This is a genomic window from Bradyrhizobium sp. 26S5, assembly GCF_036923295.1.
Taxonomy (GTDB): Bacteria; Pseudomonadota; Alphaproteobacteria; order Rhizobiales; family Xanthobacteraceae; genus Bradyrhizobium; species Bradyrhizobium septentrionale.
Genome location: NZ_CP145948.1, coordinates 7,657,439 through 7,678,966, shown reverse-complemented (window position 1 = coordinate 7,678,966; position 21,528 = coordinate 7,657,439). Strand labels below are relative to the sequence as shown.

Here is a 21,528-nt window from a genome sequence, read left to right as displayed (position 1 = left end):
CCGACGGGCAATCGTGCCCTTGACGGCGGGCTACACCTTCTCCAACGCGCGGGACAACTGGATCGACTTCAAGGACGCCCGCTACTGCGAGGGCTGCGCTCGCGGCGATGGCGCGGCAGTGGGGCGAGTGGGGCGCGTACTCCAATAAAATCCGGGAGGCCCGCTTTCGGAGACGAAGCAGAAACCCGATCCGACCTCAGGCCTATCGCCTTCTGACCCATCTCGGACACTGGACCTATCGGACATTGGCCCACTTTTCTGCTAAGCTGGCCCTTGATTTTCCGGTCCGAGGTGCGTCTTGAGCAACGAGCGCGTGGAACGGCGACTGGCAGCGGTGCTGGCGGCGGATGTTGCGGGATATAGTCGGCTGATGGGGGCCGACGAAGAAGAGACGCTGGCCCGGCTAAAGGCTGTAAGGAAGACCACCGTTGACCCCACCATAGCCTCCCATCGAGGCCACGTGGTCAAGACGACCGGTGACGGCATGCTGATCGAGTTCGCCAGCGCCGTCGATGCGGTGCGCGGTGCAGTTGAAATCCAGCGCAGTGTGGCCGAGCAGAATGCCGGCGTGCCGCCCGATCAAAGGATCGAATTCCGGATCGGTATTCATGTCGGTGACGTCATTTTTGATGACAACGACATCTTCGGCGATGGTGTCAACATTGCCGCCCGCCTTGAGAGCATCGCCGAACCGGGCGGGATCTGCATGTCCGATGATGCTTATCGGCAGGTGCGGGGCAAAGTTGAAATTGCCTATGATGACATAGGACAGCAGTCCCTCAAAAACATTGCCGAGCCTATGCGGGCGTGGCGGGTTCGGCCGTCTGGTCAAACCCCTTCCGAAGTAAGATCAGGTTCGGCTGTGAGCCAGCCTCCGGTGCTCTCGCTTCCCGACAAACCATCCATCGCCGTGCTGCCGTTCCAGAACATGAGCGGCGATCCCGAGCAGGAATATTTCGCTGATGGGCTCACAGAAGATATTATAACAGAACTGGCCCATACCAGCACGATGTCGGTAATCGCTCGCAACTCGACATTTGTCTACAAGGGCAAGGCTGTCGACGTGAAGCAGGTTGGACGCGACCTCGGTACCCGTTACGTGCTTGAGGGCAGCGTCCGGCGCATAGACCGGCGTGTTCGTGTCACTGCGCAGCTAGTCGAGACCGCAATGGGGCGCCACCTATGGGCCGAGAAATACGACCGCGATCTCGCTGACATCTTTGAAATACAGGACGAAATCACGCGCAGCGTCGTGGGCTCGACCCAATGTCAAGTTGTCTTTAGCGAAGGGGTTCTGGCTGAACGAAGCGAGAGACCGGATTTTCGCACTTGGGATCTCGCCAAGCGCGGGTGGAAGGAAATTTACGGGCTGACGTCGGAAAGCATCGCAAGAGCGCGCGAGATCGGGGTCGAAGTCACGCGCATCGATCTATCATTTGCGAAGGGTCATCAGCTTCTTGCTGCTGCGACATATCATTTGGCGTTGATGGGCTTTTCCAGCAACCCACGGGAAATGCTTGAGGCAGCTTTGCAGTCAGCCCAACAAGCGATCCGGCTCGATGATGCCGATGAATATTCGTATTGGATGCTCGGTGGTATTCTGGGTCAGGGTCTTGGGTACCATGACAAGGCCATCGCGGCCTATCGACGAGCCCTTGAGCTCAATCCAAATTTCTTGATTGCTTTTGGCAGTCTCGGCACGGTGCTTGCCCTCGCTGGACGGGCAGAAGAGAGTATCCAAAATTCGGAGACATGCCTCAGATTGAACCCGCGCGAACCGGGCAACTTTTTCCGCTTCTCTGGGCTTGCGCTGGCATATTTTGTTGCCCAGGACTACGTCAAAGCTCGCGAGTGGTCCGAAAAAGCCGTGCAGCGTAAGCGAGACTGGTGGCAAGGCCATGCCCTTCTTGCCGTTAGCTTTGCGCTGCTAGGCGAGCAAGATGCGGCGCGCGCGGCGATCGGTGATTGGCTTCTCGCGATCCCGAGCACAACCGTGAGCAATTTGCCACCAATACCATTCAGAAATGCAACGGACGCGGAACGTTTCCGAGACGCCCTTCGCAAGGCGGGTCTCCCGGAATGACGCAATAATCACCTCCAGCTAGAGTTGTGAAAGTCCACTCCTGGGCCCTTAGCGGACATGGCCGAGAGTGCCTCTTTTGTCCGCTCCTGAGGCTAATGCGGACATTCGTCGGCAGGCGGATCTTTGGGCATACGTTCTAGATCGAGGTGCGTGCCGAAGGATCATGCCAAAAACCAGCCCCGTAGCAACCATTAAGTCGCGGACGCCTGTTCGCGCCAAGGCGTTCCGCGCTGGATGACAGTGTTGGCATAGATCAGCAGCTTTCGCGCGCAAGCGATGAGAGCTGCGTTGTGGGCCTTTCCGGCTGCGGTTAGGCGTGTGTAGAGCACAATGAGGGCCTTGTTCCAGCGGAATGCCGCCGGAAGCGCCGCAGCAAACAGCGAACGTCGCAGCCGAGCCCGACCGCCGGCGATGCGCCGTTGGCCTTTATGTTGCCCACTGTCGTTGTCGAAGGGCGCGAGCCCCGCGAGGGCCGCAGCCTCCTCGCGGCTGACACGGCCGAGCTCGGGCATGCGGATCAAGAGCACGAGTGCGGCGCGTTCGCCGATCCCGGGAATGCTGAGCACGAGGTCAAGGCGGGCAGCGAGATCGCGGTGAGCGCGTAGTTGCCTGGCAAGGTAACGGATCTGGGCGAGCCGCCGTGCCTTCAGCCGGGCAATGTCACCCAGCACCAGGCGTCTCAGCGCGGGCCGATCGATATGCTCCAGCCGGGTCTTCAAGATTGATTGTGACGTTGACGACCGCTTGTGTCACTTTTCCGACCTGACAGGCCAGGCTGACCATGTCCGTTCGTGAGGGCGAAGCGGACTTCCCGGTTGCTCTCCAGGACTTCTGGGTTTGACCTAGGCTGTGAAGGGGATCACGATATGAGGGCAACACACTTCACGGTGGCCTCTGTGCTCGCAGGTCTGGGAAGTTGCTTCGTGGCCGTAATGCCCGTCGCCGCACAGCAGAGCGCTCCGCAGCCCTTGCGAGGTGATCAAGCGATGTCGCCTATTGGGGGCTCCCTGCCTAAGCCCAACTATGCGACCTACGTCATGCTCTGCCCGGACCCGCCCTAATGACGATCCGCAAGAAAATCTTTCTTCTCGCCGGGATTCTGCTTGCGCTGTTTGGCGTCGTGGTCGGCGTACTCGCCGTTATTCAAAAGCTGGACAGCGATCAAATAGGCAACATTGTCGAATACGAGTTGCCGCTGACGCGGCTGGTCGCAGAGATCGATGTCGATACCGACAGGTACGAACTCGGCATTTTGCGTGCGCTGCGCCTTGATCCCTTGAATCCTCCAGAACTCGCAGCGGCAATTTCCACCAAGCAGGCGATGACGGAGGAATTGCGCACCGACGTCGACAAGGCCACTGCGTTGCTCGCTAAGGCCATTCAAGACCCGAGCTACCAGACCACTGAACGCATCGAGCTGGCGCGCATAGAGGGATCGTTCAAATACCTCAGCCGCAGCCTCGAGGAATTTCTAGCCACCGGTGAGCTAACAATGGCGGCCCTAGCCGATGGCCGACGCGAGGATGCCCGGACGGCCTCACTTGGCTTCAGCAAGTTTGCACAAGCTTTCGGACCGGACCTGTCCGAGATTCGCCGTAGCCTTGCCAGTCTTACAGATCGGGCAACCCGCACTGTTCTCGCAAGACAACGGCTTAATACCTACTTGAGCTTTGGCCTGTTCTTGGCCGCCTGTGGAATCGGCCTCGGCATAAGCGCAGTGGGATCGGCCCGTGTGGTTGGAGGTTTGCGCCAGCTTGTGGTCCGCACCCGTGCAATCGAGTCCGGTACGGATTCGGAGCCGTTGTCGATTCTCACGCGCGACGAGGTTGGTGAACTCGCTCTATCGTTTAATCGCATGGTCGAGGAGCTTCGCTCGCGGGAGCGCATCAAGGATACGTTCGGCAAGTTTGTCGACCCACGCATCGTCACTCGTTTGATCGGCAGCGGTGCCGAACAGGCCGAGCGCCGCACGCTCACTATCTTCTTTTCCGATATCAAGGACTTCAGCGGCATCAGCGAGCAACTAACCGCCAGCGCCGTCGTCAACCTGCTGAACAGCTATTTCGGAACGGTCGCCGACGTTATTCATGCGCATCACGGCTTCATCGACAAATATATCGGCGACGCTGTCATGGCGTTCTGGGTCTCGCCTTTCTCTGCTGGCGACGATCATGCCAGCGATGCCTGCCTCGCGGCGCTTGCACAACAGGATGCGATCACCCTGCTTCGCGCCCAGTTGCCTGAGATCACCGGGATGCGACGCAATCCACCCAAACTTGCTATCCGTATGGGAATCGCCACCGGCGAAGCCGTGGTCGGGACCATTGGCTCGGATGCGGCGCGATCCTATACCGTGATCGGCGATACGGTGAACCTCGCCTCGCGTCTCGAGAGCATCAACAAACTCTATGGCACCTCGCTCATCCTCAGCGAGGAGACCTATCGAATGGCCCAACAAGTCGTTGAGGCACGCGAACTTGACCTCATCACTGTCGCCGGCAAGACCGAGCCGGTCCGTATCTTCGAAGCAATGGGTCGCGTTGGCGAGCTCGAGCCGGAGCGGATTCAGCTTCGCGAGATGTTCTCGGACGGTCTCGCCAGCTATCGCCGGCAGGATTGGGACGAGGCGCAGGGGTGCTTCGAAAGGTGCCTCCTCCATGATGCGGAGGATGGACCTTCGCGGCTATTTGTCGACCGCGTCTGCCAATTGCGCAGCATTCCGCCGCCAGCCGGTTGGGACGGGGTCTGGCATTTTTCCGAAAAATGACACCCTCGGTTAGATCAAAGGATTGTTGCGGTGGATGAGTCCGTTATTGGCCCTTTTCGGAAGTGCCGCGCTGGCTGTCGAAAGTCCGATGTCGGGGGTGGAGCGGACGTCACGATTGCGCGTTCTGACTTCCGAGTTTGACCCGAAGGCGACATGACGAAGTGCGCCTCGTTTGTCCGATCCCGAGGCTGATGCGGACATTCGTCGGCAGGCGGATCTATGGGTATACGTCCTGGATCGAGGTGCGTGCCGAGCACCACTTTGCAAACAACAAAAAAGCCGGCGTTGCCGCCGGCTTTCGTGTCTGTTGGCTCGCCCACCGCGCGCTTAGTGCGCGGCCTCGAGCGCTGCTTCCTGCCGGGCAATCGTGCCCTTGACGGCCGACTGCACCTTTTCGAACGCGCGGACCTCGATCTGCCGCACGCGCTCGCGCGACACGCCGAACTCGGCGGCGAGGTCTTCCAGCGTCATCGGCTCATCCGCCAGGCGCCGCGCCTCGAAGATGCGGCGTTCTCGCGGGTTGAGCACGCCGATCGCACCGTTCAGGGCCTGGCGGCGATGATCGAACTCCTCGCTCTCGGCCATCACGGCCTCGGCGTTGGGCGAGTTGTCGACCAGCCAGTCCTGCCATTCGCCGGCTTCGCCGTCGTCGCGGATCGGGGCGTTGAGCGACGCGTCACCGCCGAGGCGGCGGTTCATGTCGACCACGTCCTGATCGGTCACGCCGAGGCGCTTGGCAATCAGCTTCACCTGGTCGGGGTGGAGATCACCCTCTTCCAGAGCGGAGATCTTGCTCTTCGCCTTGCGCAGGTTGAAGAACAGCTTCTTCTGGTTCGCGGTGGTGCCCATCTTCACGAGCGACCAGGAACGCAGAATGTACTCTTGTATTGACGCCTTGATCCACCACATGGCGTAGGTGGCGAGACGGAAGCCCTTCTCGGGCTCGAATCGCTTCACCGCCTGCATCAGGCCGACATTGCCTTCCGAGACCACCTCGGAGATCGGCAAGCCGTAGCCGCGATAGCCCATGGCGATCTTGGCCACGAGCCTGAGATGGCTGGTGACGAGCTTATGCGCCGCGTCGCGATCGTCATGCTCGCGCCAACGCTTGGCGAGCATGTACTCCTGCTGCGGCTCCAGCATGGGGAACTTGCGGATCTCGGCGAGGTATCTGGAAAGACCGGACTCTCCATTGAGAACCGGTAAGGTAGCTGTACGGGCCATTACTTGCGCCCTCCAGTGGTTCAGGCCCCCGATAGCGGCGGGCCAGGCAGGTGGCCGCTGGGTTAAAGCCGGCCATGCTGCGATGTTCCGCGTTGGATATTCAACGCAGGTGCAACATACACCAAACTGTCCGTGATAGGGAAGGATTGCTGACGTCACGTCCCCGTGTGGCTGGTATAACCTGTTGTCATAACGAAGCTTTTCATCAGGGGGTGCGTCATACCGCCGCTTCCAGCGCCCGTCGCAGGAGAAGCAAATCCTCCGGCAAAGGCTGTTCCCAGCGCAAAAGTTCCCCGGTCCGGGGGTGCTCCAAAGCCAGCAGATAGGCATGCAGGGCCTGCCGGTCGAGGGCGGTGAGTGCGTCCTTACCTTCCGCGCTGAGCTGCCCGGCCTTGGTCTTGAAGTGGGCGCCGTAAACGCTGTCGCCCATCAGCGGATGGCCGAGATGGGCGAGGTGCACCCGGATCTGATGGGTCCGGCCGGTCTCGAGCTGGCAGGCCAGGAGCGAGGCGACCGGCTTGCCGTCGCGGCCGGCAAAGCTCCGCTGCACCTCGAAATGCGTGATCGCCTCGCGGCCGCTCTGACGGACGGCCATCTTCTCGCGGGCGTGCGGATGGCGGTCGATCGGCGCGTCGATGGTGCCGTGGGGCCGGTTCGGCACGCCCCAGGCGAACGCCATGTAGCCGCGCTCCATCGGGCCGGTGCGGCCATGGTCGGCGAACTGCGCGGTCAGCGACTGGTGGGCGTGGTCGTTCTTGGCCACCACCATCAGTCCCGTGGTGTCCTTGTCGAGCCGGTGCACGATGCCCGGCCGCTTGACCCCGCCGATACCGGACAGGCTGCTGCCGCAATGCGCGATCAGCGCGTTGACCAGCGTTCCCGTGGCGTGGCCGGCCGCGGGGTGCACGACGAGGCCGCGGGGCTTGTCGATGACGATGATGTCGTCGTCCTCGAACACGATATCGAGCGCGATGTCCTCGCCCTGGGGCTCGGCAGGGGCGGCCTCCGGCACGTCGATTATGATCGTATCGCCCTTGGCGACATGATAAGCGGGGTCGCGGACGACGGCGTCCTTGACGGTCACGGAACCGGCGAGGATCAGCGCCTTCAGACGGGACCGCGACAGCTCCGGGGTGCGCTGCGCGAGCACGCGGTCAAGCCGGGCCGAGCCCTCGTCGCCCGCGACGATGACCTCCAGCTTCCGACCGCCATTCGAAGAGACGTGTTGCAAAGATATAGAGCCTTGTGATGACCGACACCGCTGTGACCGAACCGACCCCCGACCAGGCCGCGCTGATCGCGCGGGTGCGGCGCATGATGCTGATCGCGGGGCTGACCTCGGCACTGGCCGTGGCCGTCGTGTTGATCGCCATCGGCTACCGCCTTTATCGCAGCGAGGGAAGCCCTGTTTCGGTGTCCGACGTCACTGCTGCGCTGCCGAAGGACGCCCGCATCGTCTCGACCGGCGTCGCCGGCGAGCGGTTGGTGCTGACGCTTGATATAGGCGGTGCAACAGAGATCCGCACATTTGATGCAAAGACGCTGAAACCTGTCGGCAGGCTGACCTTCGTCAACGAACCCTGATCGACGCAACCGCGAAGCGGCGCAGTTAAATCAACCAAAAGCTGCAGCGTATTTTTTGCGCATGCGTTCGTGCATCGAGAAGGTGTGCCGCCATCTTTTCGGCTGAGTTGCACGCTCAGCTTGCGCCATGTCGGAGTCCAATCCCAGCGCTTCCGTCGAACAGACCAGTGAGTCCGATGCGTCGGGCTCGTGCGCCGACCCGACGCGCCGCGCGCTGTTGACCGCGCTCGCGGGTTGCGCCTGTCTTGCCGCGATCGAGCCTGCAGCCGCCGACGACGAAGATCAGCCTGGCGCCAGTGAGCGACCGCAAAAGGCCGACCTCCTGGTGCGCGCCGAAGGCGACAAGGCCGGCGAGGTCATCAAGTCGGATGATCTGACGCTCGGTGGACCGCCCATTCGCGCCTGGCCGAAGGATCCGAAATCCTCCGTCGTCCGCAAAGGTTCGCGGCTGAATGAGGTCGTGCTGGTCAAGCTCGATCCGAACGAACTGGACGATGCGACGCGTGCCCGCGCGCCTGACGGCATCGTCTGCTACTCCATCATCTGCTCGCATGCCGGATGTCCGATCACCGCCTGGGTGAAGGAAGAGCAGGGCGACAAGAACGTCCTGAAATGCCTCTGTCACAACTCCGAATACGATCCGCGGCAGAATGCGCAAGTCGTGTTCGGGCCGGCGCCACGTCGCCTCGCGGCATTGCCGCTGACGGTGGCCGACGGCGCGATCACGGTCGCAGCGCCATTCGTTGGGAAGGTGGGTGCTCAGCAAGGAGGATGAGGCCACACCGGGATTTCTGCATGACCTAAGCTGAAAAAACAAAACAGAGCAGGGAGGTAGCATCTCATGACAAGCAAGCAGTGGTTACTGTCGGGTTGCGTCGCATTCACGTGTCTCGTCTCGACCTACGCCGTCGCAGGGCCGATCGAAAACTACAGTCCGGTGACGTCAGCGCGTCTCGAAAATCCCGAACCCGGCAACTGGATGCTCTATCGCCGGACCTATGACGGACAGGGTTATAGTCCGCTCAATCAGATCAACACTTCCAACGTCAAGGATCTCAAGCCGGTCTGGACTTTCTCCACCGGCGTCATCGAGGGCCATGAGGCGCCGCCGATCGTCAACAATGGCGTGATGTTCGCCGCGACCCCGATGGGACAGGTGATCGCACTCAACGCCAAGACCGGCGAGGAATATTGGCGCTACAAGCGCCAGCTTCCCGACGATCTGTTCCAGTTGCACCCGACCAGCCGTGGCGTCGGCCTGTGGCAGGACAAGGTCTACTTTGCCACGACCGACGACCACGTCGTCGCGCTCGATGCCAAGACCGGCAAGGTGGTCTGGGACACCAAGGTCCAGGATTACAAGAAGGGGCAATATTTGACGCTGATGCCGCTGGTGGTTGACGGCAAGGTGATCGTGGGCGGCTCCGGCGGCGAGTTCGGCGTGCGCGGCTATGTCGTCGCCTACGATGCCGACAGCGGCAAGGAGCTCTGGCGCACCTTCACCATCCCCGGCGAAGGCGAGCCCGGCCATGAGACCTGGACCGGCGACGACTGGAAGTCGGGCGGTGGATCGGCCTGGATGACCGGCGTCTACGACAGGGACAACAAGACGATCCTGTGGGGCGTCGGCAACGCTGCGCCGTGGCCGGGCTCGGCTCACGCCGGCGATAACCTCTACACCAGTTCGGTGATTGGCCTCGATCCCGAGACGGGCAAGATCAAGAAGCACTTCCAGTATCACCAGAACGATTCCTGGGACTGGGACGAGGTCGATGCGCCGATGCTGGTCGACCTGCAGCGTGACGGACGTTCGTTCAAGAGCCTGATCCACCCGGGTCGCGACGCGATCTTCTGGGTGCTCGAGAACAAGCCCGACAAGATCAACTACGTGTCCGGCTGGCCGTTCGTGAAGACCAATGTCTGGAAAGGCATCGAGGCCGAGACCGGCCGGCCGATCGTCGATCCCGACCACAAGCCGGTGATCGGCAAGCGCGTCGAGTTCTGCCCGTCGCTGTGGGGCGGCAAGGATTGGCCGTCGGCGGCGTACAGCCAGAGCACCAAGCTCGTCTATGTTCCCGCCAACGAGAATTTCTGCGGCGGCTTCACCGGCGAGAAGCAACCGCTGGTTCCTGGCCAGCTCTGGCTCGGCACCAAGCCGGAGGACATCGGACTGACGCCGGCACCGAACGCCGATCATTTTGGCGAGTTGCAGGCGTGGGATCCGGCCACCGGCAAGAAGGTCTGGCAGCACGACTTCAAGACCTCGCAGCTGTTCGGATCGGTGACGGCGACCGCAGGCGACCTTGTTCTGGCCGGCGGCACCAACGACCGGATGTTCCGCATCTTCAATGCCAAGACCGGCGAGCTGTTGTGGGAGCAGAAGACCAACTCCGGCATCATGGCGATGCCGATGTCCTATGAGGTCGATGGAACGCAATACATCGCGGTCCAGTCGGGCTGGGGCGTCGACGCGCAGCGCATCCAGGACGCGCTTGCCGGCAAGGTCGCGGGCTTCGAGAACAACGTGCCGCAAGGCGGCGTGATCTGGGTGTTCGCGCTCAACAAGAAGTAAGGCGCGCGACCAGAGCTTCGGTTCTGATCAGAACCGAAGCTCTGGCTTTCTGTTTTGACGCGTTTTCTTCACGCGAACCGGTGTCCACTTCGCTCGAAAACGCTTTAGCAGACAGGGGGCGATGCGATCGGGAAGCGGCGGCTGGGGAGACCGCCGCTTCCCGGTCCGCTTCCGCTGCTTGTTCCCGCTATTTGCCCTTGGTGTCGACCTTCTGCTTCTCGTCCTCATTCATTTTCTTGATCATCGGGTCACGGCTGGCCTCGCCGGTGGCTTGGCCGGTGGTCGCCGGCGGGGCGTTGCTCGGAACCGAGGTCTGGTCGGGCAGCACCTTGGCCGGCCGCGTCGCTGTGCTTGGCGGCGCAGCGGTCTGCGCGAGCGCTGTCTGCGTCGCAAAAAGAAAAGCGCCCGCGGCCACGGTTGCCGCGAGCGCTTGAAACTTCACGGGTGGGGTTTTCATCGGTCTGCTCCTCTAAAGCGCGATCTTCATCGCGCTTTAGCTGTTTGTTGGGGCATGATCTTTTCGGAAAACCGCTTCGCACTTTTCCGGATCATGCCTCAGATCGATGAGAACTTCCCGTCTTGCCTAACGTTCCTCAGGTCTCCAGCTGCTTGCCGATCGGAAGGGCGCGGATGCGCTTTCCGGTTGCGGCGAAGATCGCGTTGATCAATGCCGGTGCAAACGGCGGCACGCCGGGCTCGCCGACGCCGCTCGGCGGGGTGTCCGGACCGGGCGGCACGATGTGGACGTTGGTGATCGCAGGTGACTCGTCCATCCGGATCACCGGGAAGTCGTCGAAATTGCTCTGCTGCACCTTGCCGTCCTTGAAGCTGATCTCGCCGTATTTGGCGAGGCTCAGCCCCATGATCGCGGCGCCTTCGATCTGCGAGTGGATCCGCTCCGGATTGACGTAGGTGCCGCAATCGATCGCGGTGTCGACCCGCGGCACCGTGAACTTGCCCTTGTCGTCGATCGCCACCTCGACGATGGTCGCGATGTAGCTGACGAAGGAGCGGTGCACCGCGATGCCGAGACCGTGGCCTTTGGGCACGCTGCGTCCCCACTCGCCCTTTTCCGCGACCAGTTCGACCACCTTGCGGAGCCGCGCGGTGTCGATCGGGTAGCTGTCATAGGGCTCGCCGTAGTTCCAGAGGTCCTTCACCGAATCGAGTTTGACGATCCGGGAGCTCCCGATCAGCTCCAGCAGCATGTCCTTCGGGTCGCGCCCCGTCGCCTGCGCGATCTCCGCCACCATGGATTGCACCGCGAAGGCGCGCGGGATGTTGGAGACCGAGCGGAACCAGCCGATACGCGTGAACGCGGCGGCTTCCGGGTTCTCGCACTGGATGTTGGCGATCTCGAACGGCATGTCGACCAGCCCCATCCCGAGCTCGAACGCCGCCTCGTGATTGGCGCCGGCGGCGAAGGTCGAGGCGATGGTCGGCGCCACGCTGCGGTGCCGCCACGCAGTCACCTTGCCGCTCTTGTCGAGGCCAGCCTCGATGCGTTCGACCGAGACCGTGTGCAGGAAACCGTTGTGGACGTCGTCCTCACGGGTCCATTGCACCTTGACCGGCGCGCCGAGTTCCTTCGACAGCAGTGCCGCCTCGAGCGCGAAGTCGCATTTCGACTTGCGGCCGAAGCCGCCGCCGAGCAGCGTCACGTTGACGGTGACATTGTCCTCGGGGATGCCGAGCGTCTTGGCGACGTCCTCGCGGGTGCCGCCGGGGCTCTGCACCGGCGCCCAGATCTGGGCCTTGTCGCCCTTGACGTCGGCAACCGCGACCGGCGGCTCCATGCTGACATGGGCGAGATGCGGCAGATAATATTCGCCGGTTATCACCTTGTCGGCGCTCTTCAGGGCAGCATCGACGTCGCCCTCCTTGCGCACCACGAGGCCCGGTTTGCGCGCGGCCTCTTCGAGTGACGCACGATAGGTGACGGAGTCGTACTTGGCATTGGCGCCGTCGTCCCAGACGATTTTCAGCTGGTCGCGGCCCTTGATCGCGGCGCCGGTGTTGCGCGCGATCACAGCCACGCCGCCGAGCGGCTGGAACTTGGACGGCCACGGCCAGCCCTTGACCTCCATCACCTTCTCGACGCCGGGGATCTTCATCGCCGCGCTGTCGTCGAACGATTTGAGCTTGCCGCCGGTGACCGGCGGACGGGCGATGACCGCGTATTTCAGGCCGGGCAGCCGGATATCGGCGCCGTAATGCGCCTTGCCGGTGGTGATGTCGTGCAGGTCGACGATCGAGACCTGGCCCTTGCCGAGATAGCGGAAGTCCTTCGGATCCTTCAACTTGAGGCCTTCAATGCTCGGCACCGACTGCTTGGCGGCGTCGGCGGCGAGTTCGCCGAAGCCGGCCTTGCGGCCGCTCGCGCTGTGGACGACCTCGTGGTTCTGCGCCTTCACCTCGGTCACCGGCACGCCCCATTTCTTGGCGGCGGCGGCTTCCAGCATGGAGCGCGCCGAGGCGCCGATCTGGCGCATCGGGATCAGATAGTGCCGCGTGCTGCGCGACCCGTCGGTGTCCTGGTTGCCGAACTTGACCTCGTCGCCATGCGCCTGCTGGACATGGACGCGCGACCAGTCGGCCTCCATCTCCTCGGCGACGATCAGGGGCAGGCTGGTGCGGACGCCGGTGCCCATCTCGGAGCGGTGTGCCACGATGGTGACGATGCCGTCGGGGGCGATCGCGACGAACACGCGCGGGTCGACCACGACGCCATGCGGCATCTTGCCAGCGCCGGTCTCATAGGCGGCGAACGCCTGGCGCGTCATCACGGGCGCGGCGAGCACGAAAGAGCCGGCGATGCCGAGACCCTTGAGGATGCTGCGGCGCGAAACGTTCTCGACCTTCACGTGCTTCTCGAAGCCGCGAAGCTTACCCGGATTGGTGCGAATGTTCATGTCACACCCCCGTCGATGCGAGGTGCACGGCATTCTCGATCCGCTGATAGCAGCCGCAGCGGCAGATATTGCCCGCCATGGCTTCGCGGATCTGGTCGTGGTTGGGCTTCGGGTTCTGGTCCAGCAGCGCTGCGGCCTGCATGATCTGGCCGGCCTGGCAGAAGCCGCACTGCGGAACATTGACCTGGCGCCATGCCTTCTGCACCGGATGATCGCCGGTCGGGTGCAGGCCCTCGATGGTGGTGACCTCGCGGCCGACGACGTCGGAGACCGAGGTGATGCAGGCGCGCACCGCCTCCTTGTCGACGATCACGGTGCAGGCACCGCACAGCGCCTGGCCGCAGCCGTACTTGGTGCCGGTGAGGCCGGCTTCGTCACGGAGATACCAGAGTAGCGAAAGGTCGGGGTCGCCATCCCAATTCTGTTCCTGGCCGTTGATTTTTAGCTTGATCATGGTCTGTCCTCGCTCTGCTTAAGCTATTGACCGATGCGGGCAGGGCGGAACGTCTTCCATGGCCTGCGGCCGCGATGATGTTTGTTTTGCCAAGATGTTGGTGAGCCAAATTGCCGTGCGCCAAGGATTTGCGCTTTGTTCCAAGCACTCCTCTTGCTTCTCGAGCGCCTTGCCGGGCGCGCAGCGTGGTGAATGGCTGCGATGTTAGCAGAGCCGGGCGCCGCGTGACTTCACAGGCAAGTGTTTTGCATTTCCGTTTGGCGAAAGCAGGGCCGTGCACGATGGAGACGTGACATCCGGAGGTGGCCGTCATGCGATCGGCCCGGCCGCATCGCTGGTCCGTGCAGGCGGGCCGCGCCGGGGGTCCCTCATGGCAGGCCGGTTTGGGGCTGCTTCCGCGGGAAATAGCGGCCCGGCGCGTCAAGCATGGCCGACAAAATCCCCACCGCAATGCACAAGCCATCTTGCGGCAGGCCGATTTCAAGGCTATTGCCTTCCCCCTCAACGCTCCCTTCGTCTAGCGGTTAGGACGCGGCCCTCTCAAGGCTGAAACAGGGGTTCGATTCCCCTAGGGAGCGCCAATAAATTCAATGTGTTAGCGGCCATCGAGCGCGCTGCGAAGTTGGCTTCTTCAAGTTTTCTTCAAGTCAAATCTGAGCTTTCGAGTTCTTTACTAGCGTTGGTCCCGCACACGCTGGTGCCTGGACCGAGAACGCGCGCTCAGCGATTCAACGGAGGCAAAAACACTGAGGCAGACGCAACCGCCAAATAGAAAGGTATCGATCAGACAGCGGATCATTTTTTATTATGTAGCTCTGAGCATGGAAGTGGACGCAGATGCCTAGCTATATCACCCTTAACATCATCTTCCTGACAACCGCCTCAGTAGAACTAAAGAGGCGTATTGAGGAAAATGAGCCAGTTTGGGATGAGCCTTGGAAGAGGAAATTGGAAGCCGAATATCGCGACCTAAGGCAATCTGGTTTGGATCACGCAAATGCTGCAAAGTCACTTCTTTCTGTTAAGGCCGGGCTTCTTCTGCGGCTTGCGCTCGAGCGGCGTCAACTTCCCGCCTTCGTTCGCGATCCTGACTTTGATCGAGAGGTCCGCGTAGAGCCGGAGCACTGGATGAGTTCAGCGGACGCCGAAAAACTCCCTCTCCTATTCCCGTTGTGCCATCCCTTTAGCGTGGCGCGCGCTGATGGCGATTACCTCCGAACAGCTATGGACGAGGTCTACGTCTGGCGGTCTACCTTCGATACATGGATGAGCAAGAATGGGCTCGTTCCAAAGCGCGCTGGTGCTTGGCGGAAGAACGCCGTGAAACAAGCAATCTCCGCCCTTTGGCCAGACGGTGAAGCAGGAATGTACTGGCAGCAGCGCAACGATCGCATCAACGAATGGCTGTCCTGCAATGGGTACACCAAAGTATCAGATGCCACGATCAAACGCGCATTTGAAAAGGTGCGCGCCGAAAGAGCGTTGGCCAGGCCCCCTCGTTGAGCTCAATTGAGCCCTCTGATTCGTTGAACGCCGATGGACCTCGGTGAATGGTTGTCGTCACGGCACGACCGTGATTCAACCACACGCGAGGTACTATGAAATTAACCTACAGCGTCAAGGAAGTCTGCGGCCTCCTCAGCGTTGGGCGCACAACTTTGTACACACTCATCGCCGATGGAAAGCTAACCGTCATAAAGGTTGGCCGCCGAACCCTTATCAGCGCGAGGTCTATTGAAGCATTCCTCGGTACCGCGGAAGGCACCAAGAAGCTGACGCACAAGACCCGCTCCTGCGATGAAGGAGCGATCTCGTGATCAGCGATGACGTCAAAGCGTTGCGGCGCGAATACAAGGAAGACCGTGCGGGCTATCGCAAAAAGAAATATCGCAGGCTCGCAGAGGCTATGGCGCTTGTCGTGCAACTTCGAGGAGACGCCGCCGAAACAAAGGCATTCTATGAGTTGGCTGACAAGAAGCTGCCGAAAGTGCCGGGCAGCAATCTACGCAAAAATCTGACCGCTGCCCTCATCTGCTACGTCACTTGCGCTAAGTCCGAAAATGCCGTCAAGCAGGTTTGGAAACAGGCACGTGCTTTAGACTATCTGATCGATGACCAAGGTGTTGACCCGAAGGATATTGCCACCGAAATTCCTAAGCGCGGAGGTATTGAAGCGATTGTGAAGGCAGCCGCACAAGATAGCCCACGGCGAAACAGAATTGCCAAGTCAAAGAAAAGCAAAGCGGAACAGGACGATTGGGACGAGCTAGATACCGACGAAAAGCAGGATTTAACAACCGTAACGTTGCAGCTTAATACCAAGCTGCTCGCCGAGGTGATGGGCGTCAAAGCCAGTCGTCGTATCAAGTTGATTTGTACGCGCCTCGACCATGACCCTTCGTCCCCAGCCGTAGCTGAAATCCAAAGGGTCCGTCGACTCAAGAAATAAAAGAAAGCGGCCGGGGGCACTGTTGGAGAGCAGCTCGGCCGTGTCACCTGGGCCAACTAAGAGATGCCGAAATGACCAACCCTCGCCGCAACGTTCCGTTTTGGAGGCGATTGAATCCCGCTGCCGAGTTCGACATTGTTGGGCTCCTGCCGAGTTCTCTCCAAAAGGCCGAGCGTTTTGAGACCGAAGCAGACGTCGATATCGAGAGTATCCGCAGCGAGAGGGTTCTCGTCGGCCAACGACCGCGCACCGAGTTCGCCGTCTACCTCTCCGAATGCCGAGAAGGTCATTACAGCTGCGAACGGACATACTGTCCGAGGTGTGCCCGCGCTTTCCGTCGGCATCTCATTGGTGAACTGCTGCGCCTCAGCAGCAAGTTCAACGGCGGCATCAAGATCAGCACGGTGCTGTTGGCGACGGTGACGAAGGGCGAGCTGGGTACTCTGGAAATTGCGCGACACGGCCATGCGCTGCGCAAGCGTTTTGTTCGTGCTGGCCTTGGCGATGCAGCCGTCATCGGTGGGTTTGAGGTCAGCTATCGCGCTCGAGAGAAAATCTGGGTCTTGCACATCAACCTAGCCATTTTTGGTGGCGACCCTGACGCCCTAGCAGCGTTCGAAGCGGCGTGTTCGGACACCGGGCTGTATCGCCCGGTGGAGACGGTCGAGCTAATGGACGCGGCTGAGCAGCTGTCGTACTTGCTGAAGTTCACCACCTATCATCGGCCCTTTCAGCAGACGGGTCCCGAGAAGTCGCCAGCAGTGCCGCTGAACCCCTCGGAGCACTACGAGTTGCTGAGCTGGATGGCGCAGCACGAGTTCACCGATCACCTGTTCCTATTCAACGCACGGCGCTACGGGCCGACCATCAAGTTGACGGAGAACAGGCGGAAGGCATGAACCCATTCATAGCCTTTGTTGCCGTTCCCCTTGAACACCGGGCGCTGCACTAGGCTACGGCTGCCACTTGCCGCCAAGGTGCCGTCGTTGACGTGCCGACGCTTGAACTCGTCTGCGGCGCGCCCGGTGCCGATAATGCGCTTGAGCTGGTCGGCGGTGAGGTAGAGCCACGCCGTGCGTTTGTGGGTGTGCAGATAGCCGGGCACCGAGCCAAACTGGTGGCGGGCGCGGTCAAGTTTGCCCTGATCGAGATCGACGAAGTTCGCGCGGTTCTTGGCAAAGTACTCAGTCAGGCGTGCTTGCAGGGGCGAACCGGGTAGAGAGACCGTATTCGAGCTCAAGCTGTCGAACTGGCAGGCAAGAACGGCACGTAGGAGGTCTGCTCGTTGCCAGGTGAAAATACCATAGTGAATGGCCAGGCAGCCCGCGGCGTAGACGGTGGCGAACCGCGCCGTGGCACGCTCAAGCGGCTTACTGCCGGTCTTGGCGGCCTTGCGGCGGGCAAGTTCGATGTAGACGTTACGTCGTTTAGCGACAAAGTTCTTGGCGACGAACCGGCTGGTCTTGTTCTTGTAGATCCGGCGGACGAGCTGATAGCCAGGCGCACCAAATACTGCTCGGCACCGGTCTTTGATCGCGTCAGTCAGGGCGGCGCCATCACGATAGCCATGCAGGTCTTCATAGATGCCGTGAGTATCGGCACCGCGGGGAAGAACGACATCAGTAAGACGGCCGCGGTGCTGGTCATCAAGGGCGACGCAACCGGCCGCGGCCAGTTGATCAAGGCTGAGGTTCGAGGTGCTCAAGAAGTACAGCCGCCACGCGGCCGTCTCTGGCTCGTTGAAGCGCTTCTTTTTCGTTCCTTCCGAGAGTCGGAACGCCCCGTTGAAAACAGCATGGGCGCGGCTCTTGTCATCAGTACCGGCGAGGTTGGTTTCGTCGAGAATAAGCAGCGCATCGCAATGAGCTTGCGCGGTCTCATCAAGCTTGTTGATGGTGGTGTTCCAGCTCTCAGCAAACCCCTTGTCCGCCCGTGCCGAGTCTCGGTGGCAGCCCCAAATCGAACCTGCTACCATCGCGGCGGTCGTCTTGCCGGTCTCGGCAGGGCCGGTGATCTGGAAGCCGCCGGTGCGAGGGCCAGCGACAAAAGGCAAGATCGGGCCCGTGCACGCCATGCTGGCTGCGAACATAAGCCGAGAATTGCCGTCGCATAGCGAGCCAATTTGCTCTTGCCACCGTCGAAGCGATCCCCGCCACCGATATTTTTGCAGCATATCGGCGTCGAGAGAACCAAGAGCGCGTTCGACCGGCTGGGCGAGGTTGCCGATTATTGAACGAGGTCGGACGTAAAATTCGCCGAACGAACCTAACCGTGGCACCACGTAAAAGTCTGGCGTTGCGCCGTGCTCGTAGTTCTCCAGCATATGCAGCAGGGCTTTTTGCGAGCCACTTGATAGCAAGCTGCAACCTGCGTCCGCTAATTCCGGATAGAGCCGTTTTCTGGGTTCGAGCAACTCCAACGATGAATAGGGTGGCAAGTCAATTCGCGAACCTGCTACTTTGAGCTTCCAGTACTTTTGGCGATGATCGTCAACGCCGTGACCCACAATCTCGATCTTGTCGAGAGCCCGTGATGTTGAGTTCGCCATTGAGCCAACCTCTGAATTATTCACACCCAGTCCTTTACAAGGTCGTGTGATTGATCAAAGCGGCGAAGATGGCGCTTGAATTGGTGTGGCGAGCTGTCAATGAGAAATGCACGACGAAAGCTCAGTTGGGGCCGTCAAGTGGGGAGTTAGTGGCTTGAAATAAGGGTTTTGGTCGATCAATTGTAGAACACTAGAACACTGCATATCTATGCGGTCGACGATGCTGGCCAAGCACATCTGCGCGCGCTGATCGATGTGCGGTGTGAATCGTATGAATCTGTGAATTCTGACTACGTTTCTCTTTAAGAGAATGCCGCCAGCTCTTCTCTTAAAGAGAAAATATTTTCACTCGTCGGCCACTTGCGCGTTTGGACGAGTGCGGCAGAACAGGCTCCTGCTGGTGGTCCTGTTGCCGCTGCTGCTGCTTACACACTCAATCAGCTCAATTCACCAGTTAGAACCCTCAATTCCGGAGTTAGAGGCCTCAACTGCCGAATCTCGGTTTCGCGACCATCCTGTAAATGATGCTCAGTCCCACACACCGAGATATCGAATATGCCTACCTTCTTCGACAACACCAGAATAGCTCAGTGGCAGGGCATCGAGCGTAGAAACCAGCGTACTGCGTTTGAGGTGGCTCGGAATCGGCACAGATTAACGCCTGTAGATCGACACCGTATAAAACCTCATGGGCTCGACCAGCTACTAGCCGTCAATAGCCGCTCCAGGATTAATTGGGGTCGGGCAATTTGCGGAGAGCTGGCCCGGTTCTTTTGCGATGACGGTGACGGCACTGAGCACAACCAGGGGATCCTTTTCGTCACCTTGTGCGATAGGCAGTGTGTGCGCTCTCTGGAATCTCTGACCCAGGAGGACCTGTCGAGGATCAAGGATCGGCTTCGGTATGGACTGCGCGGACTCCATTATTTCGCAGTCGTCGAGCCTGCTCTCTATCTCAACTGGAAGATCGCCTACCAGCGTGATGAGAAGAAACAGTGTGTCTCATGGCATCTGCACGGTCTCGTGTGGGGGATCTCGAAAAGCCGGATGCAGAAGCGATTGCGCGAGCTCAGAAGGGAGGGGTGGTACGAGCGGCTCGAACGTGGCCTGAGGCCAACCCACGTGAAAGTAGTCCAGCTGGGGCGACTTCCAAGGACAGTTGGTTACCTGCTCAAATCGCCAATCTCAGCTTATCGGGTTTCAGCAGTAGACTGGATCCGAGACGGAAAATCGGTGGTCGACAAGAACGGCGTGGTGCAGCGCAAGTTCAAGCAGACCAAATCAGAACTTCGACCCGGTGAGCGGCTGACGCTGTATTTCACTATGCGCCACCTGTACCTCGATGAACTCGCGCTGGCTGGCGGGGAGGGGCGAGGACTACTGGCCGCAGCCAAGCGCGCTGCTCGACCACCTCGCACGCCCTCGCCGGGTGTTCCGAACTGCGTGTATTGGCGCGAGTTCTTTTCGCATCGCCGCGGAACATCGTGGTCGGCTCGACCTTCCCACCAAGATCGATCTTGTAAATGACGTCGTGATCGCACATTGCCGCCTTGGCACAATCTGCGGAGTTCGCATCGGGATTCATAGAGGAGATCGCGCGATGACTATCGAGCTGAATCTAAGCGGTCATTGTGTGAATCTGCACAGGTCATCTTGGAATGCTGCGAGAACTCGCCGCACGAGTTTGTTTGTACTCCAGAGTACGACAAACCCCGAAGACGCGGAGCTGGATAAGTGATTTCGTCGATTGAGTGGTTCTGGCCAGTACCATTTGCACCGAAGAGACGTTCGATGACAGCGAAGAGCGTCTGGTCACCTTCAAATGATTACCACGACCGCATTTGAAGCGAAAGTCTCTGGACAGGTTGCAGCGGACAACGGTGATCATGTGACCACGTCGCGGCAGGGTGAGTGGAAGCGACAGGAAGACATCGCGAGAATACAATTGGCGGTGCGATTGGTGAGTTCGCGTACGCTGAGAGCGGATCTAACGATGTCTTGTAAATGAATAAGCGAGAGATGGGTGAAAGGACTATTCATGAAAGAATTCCCGACTGGCAAGGATTTGCTACTTCAACGTTTGAATCTAGCGAAAAAAGCATTCGAACGAACAGCCTTCATCCGAAACTGCGAGGAATTCGAGTTCCTTGGAAAGCGGACGAAAGGAACGAAAAAGATTCTGCAAGACATGCGGTTCAACATACAGCAGATTCCAGCGGAGCAGTTAACGCGTGCGGCCTGCCGTGATGTGTTGGCCAAGCTCACTGGGCTAGAAGCGTTCAGCAAAGCGCACGTCGATTTCAATTGGCTTGACGCCACCGGCTGCTCACAGAGCCGCCTCGACCTCGAAACGGAGTTTGGAGCTATCGAGCATTCAGGAGATCTGATCAGAAGTATCCGCGAGTGGGCAGATGCTCGTAAGAAAGGAGAATGACTAATGTTGGCGCGACAAAAAGCCGGTGGTGTAATTTCTCACAGAGAGCTGAAACGACTGATTTCAATCGCAGATCAAGGAATGGTCATTGGTTGGATTGATGATTTGCGCGAATCACTTTCCGACCTTTCGGAGGATGCCCTTAAATTTAATAGTACGTTCTATGACGTTAAGGATGCATACAAGATCGCAGGAGAGAATCTGGAGCCCGAAAATCGAAACAAGATCGCTTTGATATTGAAGCGGCTGATAGCGTTCAACAATGCGGCGAATGCGGAGAAGAAAGCGTTCGATAGTGTCGGCGTTGGCGACTGCGTCTTTGAGACAAAAGAGCACCTCAAGGCGTTGAAGACAGCACTAAAGCTCCTCAGATAGATATTGGGCTGCTTTGACATCAGTGCGGCCTTGAGTTGTTCAGCCCGAGGCCGCACTGATGTCCAATTTCGATGACGTTAGCTCGCGCCATAGGTGAGGACGCCGACAAAAAGGCAGACCAGCCAG

At 60.0% G+C, this 21,528-nt stretch carries 19 protein-coding genes and 1 tRNA gene; 13 read left to right on the top strand and 7 right to left on the bottom strand.

What is annotated here, in order from left to right; genetic code table 11:
* Window positions 1-298 precede the first annotated feature (298 nt).
* The gene (locus tag V5279_RS36155; RefSeq protein WP_338691758.1) at window positions 299-2,083 is read left to right on the top strand and encodes an adenylate/guanylate cyclase domain-containing protein; all 1,785 of its coding nucleotides are present in this window, start codon (window positions 299-301) and stop codon (window positions 2,081-2,083) included.
* A 191-nt stretch (window positions 2,084-2,274) separates the two neighbouring features.
* Here V5279_RS36155 and V5279_RS36150 read toward each other — a convergent pair whose 3' ends face one another.
* Window positions 2,275-2,802, bottom strand: a complete 528-nt coding sequence (locus V5279_RS36150; protein ID WP_338691757.1) for a transposase — start codon at window positions 2,800-2,802, stop codon at window positions 2,275-2,277.
* Window positions 2,803-3,143: 341 nt separating this feature from the next.
* On the opposite strand from V5279_RS36150, the gene V5279_RS36145 reads away from it, so the two are divergent.
* The gene (locus V5279_RS36145; RefSeq protein WP_166298564.1) at window positions 3,144-4,850 is read left to right on the top strand and encodes an adenylate/guanylate cyclase domain-containing protein; all 1,707 of its coding nucleotides are present in this window, start codon (window positions 3,144-3,146) and stop codon (window positions 4,848-4,850) included.
* A 327-nt stretch (window positions 4,851-5,177) separates the two neighbouring features.
* Here the strand turns inward: V5279_RS36145 and rpoH are convergent, their stop codons facing one another.
* Entirely contained in the window at window positions 5,178-6,074 is an 897-nt protein-coding gene (gene rpoH / locus V5279_RS36140) for an RNA polymerase sigma factor RpoH (RefSeq protein WP_029084390.1), read from the bottom strand.
* Between the two features lie 217 nt (window positions 6,075-6,291).
* Window positions 6,292-7,272: an RluA family pseudouridine synthase gene (locus V5279_RS36135; protein WP_338701575.1), complete on the bottom strand. Its 981-nt coding sequence runs from the start codon at window positions 7,270-7,272 to the stop codon at window positions 6,292-6,294.
* Between the two features lie 50 nt (window positions 7,273-7,322).
* Here V5279_RS36135 and V5279_RS36130 point away from each other — a divergent pair, with 50 nt between their 5' ends.
* From V5279_RS36130 to V5279_RS36120, 3 genes are all read left to right on the top strand, one after another.
* On the top strand, window positions 7,323-7,658 hold the full coding sequence (locus V5279_RS36130) for a hypothetical protein (protein WP_338691756.1): 336 nt from the start codon (window positions 7,323-7,325) through the stop codon (window positions 7,656-7,658).
* A gap of 127 nt (window positions 7,659-7,785) precedes the next feature.
* On the top strand, window positions 7,786-8,433 hold the full coding sequence (locus tag V5279_RS36125; RefSeq protein WP_338691755.1) for a Rieske (2Fe-2S) protein: 648 nt from the start codon (window positions 7,786-7,788) through the stop codon (window positions 8,431-8,433).
* A 66-nt stretch (window positions 8,434-8,499) separates the two neighbouring features.
* Window positions 8,500-10,230: a methanol/ethanol family PQQ-dependent dehydrogenase gene (locus tag V5279_RS36120; RefSeq protein ID WP_029084386.1), complete on the top strand. Its 1,731-nt coding sequence runs from the start codon at window positions 8,500-8,502 to the stop codon at window positions 10,228-10,230.
* Window positions 10,231-10,417: 187 nt separating this feature from the next.
* Here V5279_RS36120 and V5279_RS36115 read toward each other — a convergent pair whose 3' ends face one another.
* The 3 genes from V5279_RS36115 to V5279_RS36105 all read right to left on the bottom strand — a co-directional run bounded on the left by V5279_RS36115 (window position 10,418) and on the right by V5279_RS36105 (window position 13,596).
* Window positions 10,418-10,687 carry a hypothetical protein gene (locus V5279_RS36115; RefSeq protein WP_166298560.1) on the bottom strand — a complete coding sequence of 90 codons (270 nt, stop codon included), beginning with the start codon at window positions 10,685-10,687 and terminating at the stop codon, window positions 10,418-10,420.
* A 136-nt stretch (window positions 10,688-10,823) separates the two neighbouring features.
* Entirely contained in the window at window positions 10,824-13,142 is a 2,319-nt protein-coding gene (locus tag V5279_RS36110; protein WP_338691754.1) for a xanthine dehydrogenase family protein molybdopterin-binding subunit, read from the bottom strand.
* A 1-nt stretch (window position 13,143) separates the two neighbouring features.
* Complete coding sequence (locus V5279_RS36105; protein WP_338691753.1) at window positions 13,144-13,596, bottom strand: (2Fe-2S)-binding protein; 453 nt, start codon at window positions 13,594-13,596, stop codon at window positions 13,144-13,146.
* Between the two features lie 506 nt (window positions 13,597-14,102).
* On the opposite strand from V5279_RS36105, the gene V5279_RS36100 reads away from it, so the two are divergent.
* The 5 genes from V5279_RS36100 to V5279_RS36080 all read left to right on the top strand — a co-directional run bounded on the left by V5279_RS36100 (window position 14,103) and on the right by V5279_RS36080 (window position 16,944).
* Window positions 14,103-14,177, top strand: a tRNA-Glu gene (locus tag V5279_RS36100).
* 256 nt (window positions 14,178-14,433) lie between these two features.
* Complete coding sequence (locus V5279_RS36095; protein ID WP_338691752.1) at window positions 14,434-15,099, top strand: hypothetical protein; 666 nt, start codon at window positions 14,434-14,436, stop codon at window positions 15,097-15,099.
* 95 nt (window positions 15,100-15,194) lie between these two features.
* Entirely contained in the window at window positions 15,195-15,413 is a 219-nt protein-coding gene (locus tag V5279_RS36090) for a helix-turn-helix domain-containing protein (protein WP_338691751.1), read from the top strand.
* Complete coding sequence (locus V5279_RS36085; protein ID WP_338691750.1) at window positions 15,410-16,045, top strand: hypothetical protein; 636 nt, start codon at window positions 15,410-15,412, stop codon at window positions 16,043-16,045. The genes V5279_RS36090 and V5279_RS36085 overlap by 4 nt, the downstream gene beginning before the upstream one ends.
* A gap of 71 nt (window positions 16,046-16,116) precedes the next feature.
* Entirely contained in the window at window positions 16,117-16,944 is an 828-nt protein-coding gene (locus tag V5279_RS36080) for a hypothetical protein (protein ID WP_338691749.1), read from the top strand.
* Here V5279_RS36080 and V5279_RS36075 read toward each other — a convergent pair.
* Window positions 16,899-18,593, bottom strand: a complete 1,695-nt coding sequence (locus tag V5279_RS36075; RefSeq protein WP_338691748.1) for a DUF927 domain-containing protein — start codon at window positions 18,591-18,593, stop codon at window positions 16,899-16,901. The genes V5279_RS36080 and V5279_RS36075 overlap by 46 nt on opposite strands.
* A 555-nt stretch (window positions 18,594-19,148) precedes the next feature.
* Here V5279_RS36075 and V5279_RS36070 point away from each other — a divergent pair.
* The 3 genes from V5279_RS36070 (at window position 19,149) to V5279_RS36060 (ending at window position 21,402) form a co-directional block, all read left to right on the top strand.
* On the top strand, window positions 19,149-20,120 hold the full coding sequence (locus V5279_RS36070; protein WP_338691747.1) for a hypothetical protein: 972 nt from the start codon (window positions 19,149-19,151) through the stop codon (window positions 20,118-20,120).
* 511 nt (window positions 20,121-20,631) lie between these two features.
* On the top strand, window positions 20,632-21,027 hold the full coding sequence (locus V5279_RS36065) for a hypothetical protein (protein ID WP_338691746.1): 396 nt from the start codon (window positions 20,632-20,634) through the stop codon (window positions 21,025-21,027).
* 3 nt (window positions 21,028-21,030) lie between these two features.
* On the top strand, window positions 21,031-21,402 hold the full coding sequence (locus V5279_RS36060; protein WP_338691745.1) for a hypothetical protein: 372 nt from the start codon (window positions 21,031-21,033) through the stop codon (window positions 21,400-21,402).
* Window positions 21,403-21,528: the final 126 nt, after the last annotated feature.